The organism is Pseudomonas sp. G2-4 (assembly GCF_030064125.1).
In the GTDB taxonomy this organism is placed as follows: Bacteria; Pseudomonadota; Gammaproteobacteria; order Pseudomonadales; family Pseudomonadaceae; genus Aquipseudomonas.
Genome location: NZ_CP125957.1, coordinates 2777898 through 2790894, shown reverse-complemented (window position 1 = coordinate 2790894; position 12997 = coordinate 2777898). Strand labels below are relative to the sequence as shown.

At 63.0% G+C, this 12997-nt stretch carries 1 protein-coding gene (running past one end of the window); it reads right to left on the bottom strand.

Annotated features, from left to right (window positions below):
* Positions 1–12997: the beginning of a non-ribosomal peptide synthase/polyketide synthase gene (locus QNH97_RS12265; protein WP_283557062.1), read on the bottom strand. It extends 16112 nt beyond the left edge of the window; only the first 12997 of its 29109 coding nucleotides appear in the window; its start codon is at positions 12995–12997; its stop codon lies beyond the left edge, outside the window.

Here is a 12997-nt window from a genome sequence, read left to right as displayed (position 1 = left end):
CCAGGTCGACCAGCGGCAGCATGTCCGGGGTGATGTGTTGGCAATTCGCCGGAATCCGGTTCGCTGGGACACTCACTTCGCTGCCATTGCCGACCGCCGCGGCCAGTGCGGCCAGTGTGGATTGGCTGAACAGCACGCGCACATCGGCACTCAGCCCCGCCTGGCGCATCCGCTCGATCAGGCTGACCGCCAGCAGGGAATGGCCGCCCAGTTCGAAGAAGTGATCGTGACGACCCACTTGCTCGACCTTGAGCAGGTCGGCCCAGATCTGCGCCAGCAGCGTTTCGACCTCGCCTTGCGGGGCCTCATAGCCACGACTTGAATAGGCATCACTGTCAGGGACCGGCAAAGCCCGGCGGTCGAGCTTGCCGTTCGGGGTCAGCGGCAACGTGTCCAGGTGCACGTAGGCCGACGGCACCATGTGCCTGGGCAAGTGCACCTGCAACTGTTCACGCAGACTGTCAGCCGTCAGCGCCTGATCCAAGGTGTCATGAACCGTGTAATACGCCACCAGGCGCTTGTCATCCGAAGCCTCACCCAGCGCCACGACGATAGCCTCTCGCACACCGGCGCAAGCGCCGAGCCGGGCCTCGATTTCACCCAACTCAATGCGCAAGCCGCGGATTTTCAGTTGGCTGTCGTTGCGCCCCAGATAGTCGATGTTACCGTCCGGCAAGTAGCGCCCCAGGTCACCGGTGCGGTACATCCTGGCGTCCTGCACGGGGCTGAACGGGTCCCTCACGAAGCGCTCGTCGGTCAACTGCGGACGGTTCAAATAACCCCGCGCAACCCCGGCACCACCGATATACAGCTCACCTGCCACACCGACCGGAACCGGTTGCAGGTGCGCATCGAGCAGATAGACCCGTGTATTGGCCACCGGTTTACCGATATGCAACACCGCCTGGGAGGCATCGATCCGCCCCGAGGTGGCGACCACGGTCGTTTCCGTCGGGCCGTAATTGTTGATCAGCTCGAAAGGCAGGTCGACAGGCAGCTTGCGCAGGCGGTCGCCACCGATCAGCAGCGTGCGCAACTGGTCGTGACCGGGGTGGCGGCCAAATGCGTACTCGGCAATGGGCGTGGGCAGGAAGCACACGTCCAGCACCTGGGCTTGCCACCAATCGAGCAGCGCATCGACATCCTCGCTGCCCGCATGGGCCGGAGGCAGCAACAACGTTGCACCGGCGCACAGCGCAGGCCAGATTTCCCAGGCCGCCGCATCGAAGCCGAAACCGGCGACGCTGGAGGTACGACTGCCGCGTTTCACCTCAAAGGCCTGACAATGCCAAGCCACCAGATTATTGAGGTTACGATGCTCGACCATCACACCCTTGGGCAGGCCGGTCGACCCGGAGGTGTAGATCACATACACCAGATGGCTGGAATCGAGGCCCGGCACCTGGGGGTTGGAGATGGATTCGTCCTGCCAATCGCCGCTATCGAGGTCGATCACGGGGACTGACGCGTTGGCCAACAAGCCATGGGTAGCGCTCTGCGCCAACACCGCAACCGGTGCACTGTCCTGCAGCAGGTAGGCGATACGTTCCGCCGGGTAGGCCGGATCGACGGGGACATACCCCGCACCGGACTTCAGGATGCCCAACAGGCCAACGATCATATCCAGGCTGCGCTCGACACAGATCGCCACCCGATCATCCGGGCGCACACCCAAGGCCAACAAACGATGCGCGACCTGGTTCGCCCGGGCGTTGACTTCACAGTAGGTCAGCGTCTTGTCTTCATAGACCACCGCCACCGCTTGGGGCTGCGCCGCGACCTGGGCTTCGAACTGCTGATGGATCAGCGCGTCATGGGCATACGCCGCGTCAGTCGCATTCCAGGTTTCGAGCAGTTGCTTGCGTTCAGCCGCCGGCAAGATCGCCAGGCTGTGCAACGGTGCCTGGGGCGAGTGCTCCAGCGCATCGGCCAGGTTTTCCAACGCCACCTGCATGTAGCCACAGAGGCGTTGGGCACCGATTCGGGATTCGACCTGGGCCGTCAGGCTGAAGCCTTCACCCAGATCATCGACGCTCATGGTCAGCGGATAATTGGTGCGCTCTTCGCCACCGAGTGCCTCGATCCCTTGCCAGGCCGACGACGTGTGTAACGCAATGGGTTCGGCGAGCGAATGACGATAATTGAGCAACGCGCTGAACAACGGCGTCGGCGCCGCAACCCCGCTGCAACGCTGGGCCAGCGCCAGGGAGGCGTGTTCGTGCCCCAACAGGCCGGTCAGCCGCGCATGCGTCGCCAATACGCCATCGCGCACGCTCTGCCCACCGACCTGCACACCAATCGGCAAAGTATTGATGAACATGCCCAATGCCCGGTCGGCACCCTCGCCGCCCTGCATCCGCCCCATCAATACCGTACCGAACACCACGTCTTCTCTGCCCGAGACCCGGCCCAACACCTGGGCCCAGGCCAAATGATGCAAGGCGGCCGCGCTCACCCCCAGGCGACGGGCCTGGGTGCGCAGGCGTTGACTCAAATCAGTCGCGATCTCTTGCCGGGCTTCCTCCGTGCCACTGCCATCGCCGCGAACATCCTGCAGGCCGAACGGCAGCGTCGGCTCGTCGATGTTCCCCAGCATTTCGCGGAAAAACACCTCGTGTTCTTCACGACTCACACCCAGGCAGGCCTGGGCCACGTAGTTGCGGTATGGCACCGCATCGCCCAACTGGCCGTCCTGCCCCAACAGGTGGGCCTGCATCTCGTGCCGCACCACCTCCAGCGCCGTATGGTCAAGCGCCATGTGATGGAACAGCAGGCTCGCCACCCAACGTTGGTTGAGCACATCCTCGGCAAATCGGATGCACATCAGCGGGGCCTGGCGGATATCCAGGCGATGATGGCTGGCGTCAAAGCGTGCCTTCAGTTGGCTGGCAATGTCGCCGTCGTCATGACTGAGGCGCACTTGCTCGACGCCCAGTATTGCCTTGCGCCAGACCACTTGCACCGGCTCGTCCAGCCCTTCCCAGGCCATGGAGGTGCGCAGGATGTCATGGCGATCGACCACACCCTGCAGGGCCTGGGTGAAACGCTCGATACGTTCACGGCTGTCAAACGCGAACTGTGCCTGCAAGACATAGGGGTCGCCCTGCCCGGCAGCGAGGTGATGGTAGAGAATGCCCTCTTGTAGCGGCGCCAGCGGATAGATGTCCTGCACATTGCGTACACCGCCGGGTATTGTCGCGACGATGCGGTCGATGGCGTCCTGGCTCAACGTTGCCAGGGGCAGCATGGCCGGGGTGATGTGTTGGCAATCCAAGGGAATCAGGTTCGCCGGAACGCTGACCTCGTTGTCACCATGACCGACCGCCGCTGCCAGCGCAGCCAGGGTGGGTTGACTGAATAGAATGCGCACGTCGGCACTCAAACCGACCTGGCGCATGCGCTCGATCAACGTGACCGCCAGCAGGGAATGCCCGCCCAGTTCGAAGAAATGATCGTGACGACCGACTTGTTCCAGGCCCAACAGGTCTTGCCAGATGTGCGCCAGGGTGCTTTCGGCTTCGCCTTGCGGAGCTTCGTAGCCGCGGGTGATCAGCGCGTCGAGGTCCGGTGCAGGGAGTGCCTTGCGGTCGAGTTTGCCGTTCGGTGTCAGTGGCAATGCGTCGAGGCGGACGTAGGCCATTGGCACCATGTATTCCGGCAGCTGCGTTTGCAGGTGCGTGCGCAGGGTTTCGATGTCGACCGTTTCATTTGGCGAGTGTTGGGTGAAATAGGCGACCAGGCGCTTGTCACCTGGTACATCTTCGCGAGCCAGGACCACGGCTTCCTTGAGACTTGGGTGCTGGGCGAGCTTGGTTTCGATCTCGCCCAGTTCGATACGGAAACCACGGATTTTCACCTGGTCGTCGTTACGGCCCAGGTACTCGATGTTGCCGTCCGGCAGGTAGCGGCCCAAGTCGCCGGTCTTGTACATGCGGGCGTTTGGCGCGCTGCTGAATGGATCTGTGAGGAAGCGCTCGGCGGTGAGGTCATCGCGATTGAGATAACCGCGAGCCACGCCAGCGCCGCCGATGTAGATCTCACCCGGAACGCCCAGCGGCACCGGTTGTTGGTGTTCATCCAGCAAGTAGAACTGCGTATTCGCCACCGGTTTGCCGATGTGCGCGGCAAAACCGTCTTCCCGGGCCATCGATACCCAACTGGAGTAGGTCGTGGTTTCCGAAGGACCGTAGAGGTTGCACAGGCGTTTGACCTGCGTCTGTTCAAATAGGCTTTCTACCAGAGCGCGTTTAAGCGCTTCACCGGCGACGTTGACCGTGTCGACGCCCTCACCCAGCCCGCCGGACTCCAGCAACGCCTTGAGCGCCGAAGGTACGGTGTTGATCAGCGTGATGTCGTGCTCGCCCTGTTGCAGTTCCAGCACATTAGTGACGACTTCGATGCTGCCACCCGACGTCAGCGGCGCGAAGCACTCGTAGACCGCCAAGTCGAAGTTCAGCGAAGTCGAGAACAGGGTTTTCGCCAAGGTTTCGGCGTCGAACGAACGGTGCGCCCAAGTGAGGAAGTTCACCGTGTTGCGGTGCTCGATCATCACGCCTTTAGGCAGACCGGTCGAACCGGAGGTGTAGATCACGTAGGCCAGATGCGCTGAAGTCAGCCCCGCAATCTCTGGATTCAAGACGGATTCGTCCTGCCACAGGCCGCTATCCAGATTGATCACTGGCATCGAGGCAGTAGCCAACAGTCCAATCGTTGCTGGCTGCGCCAACACCGCCGCTGGGGCACTGTCTTCGAGCATGTAGGCAATCCGATCCAGCGGATAAGCCGGATCCAGCGGCACATAACCACCACCGGCCTTCAGAATGGCCAGCAAACCCACGACCATATCGATGCCACGCTCAACGCAGATCGCCACCCGCGAATCGGGTTGCACACCCTGCTTGCGCAGGTAATGCGCCAAGCGGTTGGCCCGCTCGTTCAGTTCCCAATAGCTCAGACGCCGCTCGCCATGGAGCACCGCGATAGCATCCGGCGTGCGTTGCACCTGCTCTTCGAACAGTCCGTGAACAGTCTGCGCGTACGGGTAATCGGCCTCGGTGGCGTTGAAATCCCGCAACAGCTGCGAACGCTCGTCTTCCGGCAGGATATCCAGATCATTGAGGATCGATTGGGGCGCGAATTCCAGCGCCTCCACCAGGCTCGCCAAGGCTGTCTGCATGTAAGCGCCGACCTGCCGCGCATCGACCGCGCCAGCCGTCTGCACACTCAACAGGAACCCTTCGCCCTGGTCATCCACCGACAACATGCACGGATAGTTGGTCCGCTCCATGACGGCCAGCACCTGCGTACCGGCCCAACGCTCGATGCCGTCGTTGTCCTGGAGCGGGCTGTGGCGGTAGTTGAGCAAGGCGCTGAACAGCGGCAACGAAGCCGGCACGCCACTGCAACGCTGGGCCAGGGCCAACGAGGCATGTTCATGGCCGAGCAAGGCAGTCAGCCGCTCATGGGTCGCCTTGACCCCGCTGCGTACATCCTGGGCACCCACATTTACCCGTAGAGGCAAGGTATTGATGAACATGCCCAGGGCGCGATCCGAGCCTTCGCCGCTCTGCATGCGGCCCAGCAGCACCGTCCCGAAGACCACGTCTTCGCGGCCGGACAAGCGCCCCAGCACCCTGGCCCACGCCAGGTGATGCAAGGCAGCCGCACTCACGCCCAGTTGCCGGGCCTGACGCCGCAGACGCAGGCACAGCGCTGCATCGAGGTTCAGCTTGACCTCTTCGATGCCGCGACCATCGCCCTGGACTTCACGCAGCCCGAATGGCAGCGTCGGCTCTTCCACGTCACCGAGCATGTCGCGGAAGAAACCTTCGTGTTGCTCGCGGCTTACACCCAGCAGGGTCTGCGCCACGTAATTGCGGTAAGGCATGGCCGCACACAGGCGGTCGGCTTCACCGCTGAGGTAAGCCAGCATTTCGTCCTGCATCACATCCAGCGCCGTGTGGTCCAGGGCGATGTGGTGGAACAGCAGGATCGCGACCCAGCGCTGATGGACACTGTCCCAGGCGCAGGCCAGACGCATCAGGGGGGCATTGCCCAGGTCCAGGCGACAGTGCCGGGGATCGAACTGTTCTTGCAGTTGTGTGGCGATATCACCCCGGGCCGGATCCAGCCGTTGTTCTTCGAGCACCAGCCGGGTGCTGCGCAGCACCACTTGCAGCGGTACGTCGAGGCCTTCCCAGAGCACGGCGGTCCTGAGGATATCGTGCCGGTCGATCACTGCCTGCAAGGCCTGGACAAAGCCATCGAGCTGAGCGCGGCTGTCCATGGCGAACGCGGCTTGCAGCAGATAGGGGTCGCCTTCTTCTGCGGCAATGTGGTGGTAGAGAATCCCCTCTTGCAGCGGCGCCAGTGGGTAGATGTCCTGCACGTTGCCGACACCACCCGGGACGCTCCCGACAAGGCGGTCGATGGTTTCCTGGTCCAGCGTCACCAGCGTCAGCATGGCCGGAGTGATCCGCTCGCAACCAGCGGCGATGCCATTGACCGGCACCACAACATCAGCCCGACCACCTACCGCCGCCGCCAGCGCCGCCAGGGTCGGTTGGCCGAACAGCACCCGCACGTCGGCACTGAGGCCGGCCTGGCGCATGCGCTCGATCAGTTTCACCGCCAGCAGCGAATGCCCGCCCAGTTCGAAGAAGTGGTCGTGTCGACCCACCTGCTCCACCCCGAGGACTTCGCTCCAGAGCCGCGCCAGCACGGCTTCCACCTCGCCCAGGGGCGCTTCGTAGGCTCGGCTGGCAAAGGCGTCCGCCTCGGGTGCCGGCAGTGCGCGACGGTCGAGTTTGCCGTTGGCTGACAGCGGCAGTTTGTCCAGTCGTACATAGGCGGCCGGGACCATGTAGTCCGGCAACAGTGCCTGAAGATGCGTGCGCAGCGCGTCGGCGTCAGGCGCCAGGTCTGCCACCGGGACGGTGAAGTACGCCACCAGGCGCTTGTCGCCAGGGCTGTCTTCCCGGGCGATGACAGCGGCCTCTTTCACGCCAGGATGCTGGCAAAGCCTGGCTTCGACTTCACCCAGCTCGACGCGGAAACCGCGGATCTTGATCTGGTCGTCATTGCGCCCCAGGTATTCGATGCAACCGTCGGGCTGGTAGCGCCCCAGGTCACCGGTCTTGTACAGGCGTGCCTGTTCATCCGCGGCGAACGGGTCGCGGATGAAGCGTTCAGCACTCAGGTCATCACGATTCAGGTAACCACGGGCAACGCAGATGCCGCCAATGTGAATCTCGCCCGCCACGCCCGCCGGCACCGGCCGCAGGTGTTCGTCCAGCAGGTAGATACGCGTATTGGCCACCGGGCGGCCGATGGCCGGCAGCGTTGGCCAGGACGCGACATCGTCGGGCAATGTCAGCGCGGTGGTGACGTGGGATTCAGTCGGCCCGTAGTGGTTGTGCAGGCGGCAGCCGTCCAGGCGCTCGAAGAAGGCCCGGATCTGTGGCGTGATACGCAGTTGCTCGCCCGCGGTGATGACATCCCGCAGCTCGCAGGCCAACGGCCCGTTCCCACCGTCACTCACCACCGCCTCGGCCAACGCCTGCAAGGCGATGCAAGGCAGGTAGAGACGCTCAATGCGTTGCTCGCGGATGTGCTGGAACAACTGGTGGAAGTTCAGGCGCAGGTCGGCATGGATCAGCGACAGCTCGCCACCGGCACACAACGTGCTGAAAATCTCCTGGAACGCCACGTCGAAGCCAAGGGCGGCGAACTGCAACGTGCGCGCGACATCCCGGCCCTGCTGCGCCGCCTGTGCGATTTGCCACTGCATCAGGTTGACCAGGGCACGGTGCGCCATGGCCACACCCTTGGGCTGGCCAGTGGAACCCGAGGTATAGATGACATAGGCGAGGCTATCGGGACTCAGCCCGTTCGCGTCCGGGTTGGTGGGCGGCTGGGCGCTGATGCCGGCGGCATCGCGCTCCTCGGCATCGAGCAGCAACACCGGCACGTTCAACTGTGGGAAACGCCCTTGCAAATCGCGCTGGGTCAGCAGCACCTTGGGCGCGCTGTCGTCCAGCATGTAGGCCAGGCGCTCGGTCGGATAGGCCGGATCCAGCGGCACATAGCCGGCGCCCGCCTTGAGGATACCCACCAGCCCCGCGACCATTTCCAGGCTGCGATCCACGCAGATCGCCACGCGATCGTCGGCGCGGATACCCTGCTCGATCAGGCGATGGGCAATCTGGTTGGCCAGTCGATTCAGTTCAGCGTAACTCAGGCTCTGGCCCTGATAGCTCAGTGCGACGGCTTGCGGCCGGGCCTGGACTTGCGCCTCGAACAGTTGATGGACCAGCCATCCCGCCGGGTAGACCGCATCGAAGGCATTGAAGTCTTCGAGCAATTGTCGGCTTTCAGTGGCGGGGACAACATTCAGGCGGTGCAGCGGCGTGTTCACATCCTGATCAAGCGCATCGGCCAGCGCTTCGAGCACGGCGTGCATGTAGGCGCAAACGCGCTGGGCACCGATGCCGACCACTGCTTGCACGGTCAGGCCGAACGATTCGCCCAGGTCATCCACCGACAACGACAGCGGGTAATTGGTCCGCTCTTCGCCCCCGAGGATCTCCACCCCGGCCCAGGTGCGTGCCAGGCCTGCGTCCTTGGGTGCCTGCGCGGCCACGGCGGTTTGCCGGTAGTTCATCAACGCGCTGAACAGCGGCGTGGGCGCGGCGACGCCACTGCAACGCTGCGCCAGGGACAACGGCGCATGCTCGTGTCCCAGCAGCGCCGCCAGTCGCCCGTGGGTGTTCTTCAGCGCGCCCAATACACCCTGGGCACCCGCCTCGACGCGCAAGGGCAGCGTGTTGACGAACATGCCCAAAGCATGCCCTTCGTCCTGCCCGCTGTGCATACGGCCCATCAACACCGTACCGAACACCACGTCCTGGCGCCCGGACAAACGCCCCACCACCTGCCCCCAGGCCAAATGGTGCAGGCTCGCCGTGCTGACCCCCAGGCGCCGGGCCTGGGTGCGCAGGCGCTGGGTCAGTTCGCCAGCCAGTGCCAGCGAAGCCTCTTCGATGCCGTGGCCGTCGCCCTGCACATCTTGCAGACCGAACGGCAGCGTCGGCTCGTCCACATCCCCCAGCATCTCGCTGAAAAACGCCTCATGTTGTTCGGGATCGCTGCCCAAGCGAATCTGCGCCACGTAATTGCGGTAAGGCACCGATACCGGGAGTTGATCCGGACGGTTCTCCAGGTGCGCCTCGATTTCCTTGCCCAGCATGCCCAGCGAGGTTGCATCGTCAATCAGGTGATGGAACAGCAGCACCGCCACCCAGCTGCCGTTGGCAACGTCTTCGGCAAAGTGGATGCGCATCATCGGCGCCTGGCGCAGGTCGATGCGGGTATGCCGAGGGTCGAAGCGGGCCTGCAGTTGACCGGCGATATCACCTTCGGCCTCATCCAGGGCCAGTTCTTCCACCTTCAGCCGGGCTTCACGCCAGACCACCTGCACCGCCTCGTCCAAGCCTTCCCACAGCACCGAAGTGCGCAGGATGTCGTGCCGCGCAATCACCGCCTGCAGGGCCTGCACGAAAGCATCCAGCTGTTCGCGACTGCCCATGCGCAACAGCGCCTGCAACAGGTAGGGATCACCTTGCGTGGTTGCCAGGTGGTGATACAGGATGCCTTCCTGCAATGGCACCAGCCCGTAGATATCCTGCACGTTGCCCACGCCGCCCGGCACGGCCTCGACAATCCGGTCGATCTCCTCCTGGGTCAGCGTTGCCAGCGGCAGCATGTCCGGCGTAATGCGCTCGGCATCAAGGGCAATGGCATTGTCCGGTACGACGATGCCCCCGCTGGTACCCGTGGCAGCGGCCAATGTCGCCAGCGTCGGCTGGCCGAACAACACGCCCACATCGACATGCAGGTCGACCTGGCGCATGCGCTCAATCAGCTTGACCGCCAGCAGTGAGTGACCACCCAGCTCAAAGAATCGGTCGTGCCGTCCCACCTGCTCCACACCGAGCAGTTCAGCCCATAGCCCGGCCAGGGTGATTTCCACATCGCCTGTCGGAGCTTCGTAGCTGCGACGGGCATAGGCTTCTGAATCGGGCGTCGGCAGCGCTTTGCGATCGAGCTTGCCATTGGTGGTCAGCGGGAACGTATCCAGGACCACGAACGCGCTCGGCACCATGTAGTCCGTCAAGGAACCCAGCAGTTTGGAACGCAGTTCGATAGCCGACAGTTGCGCGCCTTCGTCAGCAATCAGATAGGCCACCAAACGTTGATCGCCCGGTGCGTCCTCACGCGCGATCACCACCACCTCGCGTACGCCATCGCATGCCGCCAGCTTCGCCTCGATCTCGCCCAGCTCGATGCGGAAACCGCGGATCTTCACCTGTTCGTCGTTGCGCCCCAGGTATTGCAGCTCACCGTTCTCCAGCCAACGACCGAGATCGCCCGTGCGATACATCCGTGCCTGTGCCGAACCGTCGAACGGGTCCGCGATGAAGCGGGTTTCATTGAGCAACGGCCGATTCAAATAGCCCCGTGCCACGCCAGCGCCGCCGACATACAACTCGCCTTCCACGCCCACGGGTACCGGTTGGCCATGTTGATCGAGCAGGTACAGGCGCAAGTCAGGAATGCGCTTACCAATAGGACTGACGCCGACCAACTGCGCATCGGCCGCACACAATGCCCGGTAGGTCACGTGCACCGTGGTTTCGGTGATGCCGTACATGTTGACCAGTTGCGTCTCGGCATTCGCTTCGCGGGCGTACCACGGCTTGAGAATCCCGGTATCCAGTGCTTCACCGCCGAAAATAACCTGGCGCAGTTGGTGGCTCAGGTCACTTTCGCCCTGGGCCGCAATCAACTGGCGGAACGCACTCGGTGTCTGGTTCAGCACCGTGACACCGGCTTCGCAGATCAGCGCATAACAGTCCTGCGGCGAACGACTGACCAGCTGCGGTACCACCAGCAAGCGGCCGCCATGGGTCAATGCACCCCAGATCTCCCAGACCGAGAAATCAAAGGCAAACGAGTGGAACAAGGCCCACACGTCTTGCGGGCCGAAATCGAACCAAGGCTGCGTCGCCGAGAACAGGCGCGCGACGTTGCGATGCTCGACCATCACGCCTTTAGGCAGGCCGGTCGAACCCGATGTGTAAATCACGTAGGCCAAATGGTGCGATGCCAGCGCCGCAATGTCGGGGTTGTGTTGCGGCTGCGCGGCAATACCCGCAGCTTCCGGTTGGTCGAGCAAAAGCACTGGGACAGTCAGCGCCGGCAGCTGCACCGGCAGCGCCGATTGAGTGAGCAACGCCACCGGAGCGCTGTCTTCGAGCATGAATGCCAGACGCTCCAGGGGATAGGCCGGGTCCAGCGGTACATAGCCTGCGCCAGACTTCAGGATACCCAGCAAGCCGACAATCATGTCCAGGCCACGCTCGACACAGATCGCGACCCGGTCATCCGGGCGAATTCCCAGCGATAACAGGCGATGGGCAACCTGGTTCGCCCGGGCATTGAGTTCGCCGTAGGTCAGTACCTGGTTTTCATGCACCACTGCCAACGCGTCGGGTTGCGCGGCCACGTGCACTTCGAACAGGCCGTGGATCGTGCGGTCATGTTCATAGTGGTGTCCATCGTTGGCGTTCCAGGCTTGAAGCTGGCGAGCTTCGGCCGGGGTCGGCAACACGAACCCTTGGATTGGCAACGTGTCGTCGCGCAACCCTTGCTCCAATACATGCATGAAGCGGTCGGCCATCGCGTCGATTTCACCCGGCTGGAAGAACGCTTCGTTGTAGATCCAGTGCAGCCAGGCATGGTCGTCGTTGGGGTTGCTCCTGACATGAATAGCCAACGGCATCTGCTCATGCCCGTTCGAGCATTTCACCGAGCGGGCCGGGGTTTGCCCGAACATGAACTGGTGATCGTCCAGTTCGTAGGAGAACGAGACGTCGAACAACTGCGCGCGGTTGTCCCGTAGCAGTTCCAGCGAGCGGTTCATGTCGCTCAGGGGAAACCGCTGGTTGCGATAGTCCTGCTTGAGGGTACGCGTCACCTCGTGTACCAGTTCGCCGAATGACAAGTCGGCGCTGAACCGCAGCCGCACGGCGCTCACTTGGGTGAACATGCCCATGGTCTTCTTGAAGGCCGCATTGGAGCGGTTCAGGATCGGCAAGCCGATGACCAGGTCGTCTCGCTGGGTGGTGCGGGCAAAAAACACATACAGCGCGGCGAGCAGCACGGCGGAGCGTGACGATTTATGCGCCTGCGCCAGAACGTCGATCCGCTCGTTCAACGTTTGCGCGTAGCGCCATACGGCATGGCGGCTGGGGGCCATGCCATTGGGGTAGCGGTCACGGTCGCGGGCCACGAATAACGGTGGCGGGACATCCTGATACTTTTCCAGCCAGTATTGCTGCTCACGCGCAAAACGAGGGGAGTCGCGATAGCGGGCATCGTCCTGGATGAACTCCACATACGAAGGCGCTGATACATCAGGCGACTGGTGACATCCCAGCGCGGTGTAAAGCTCGCCGAGGTCCTTGAACATCAAGCCGATGCTCCACCCGTCCAGGACAATGTGGTGAACCAGGGTGACGAAATAGAACGAAGCCTCATTGAGTTTGAGCAGCTCGAAGCGATACAGCTCGCCGCCGTTCAGCGGGAACGCATTCGCCATCCCTTGCGCGATCCATTCCTGGGCCGATGCCTCCGGATCGGACCGATCAGAAAAATCACGCACAGGCACCTGCACCGTCAGCGTATCGACCAGCCTCTGCATGGGCATGCCACCGGTGCCAGCGTCCGAGAGCAGTACCGTGCGCAGGGCGTCGTGTTTTTGTACCAACAGGTCGACCGCTTGCTGGAAGCGCTCAGGGTCGACGGCACCTTCGATGTGGAGATAACCACCGATGTTGTACAACGATGAGTCGCCCTTGGTCATCTGGTCCAGCCAGATGTCCCGCTGGGCTGCCGTCAGGGGATAGATTGCCGAAAGCTCAAGGGACTGATTCAT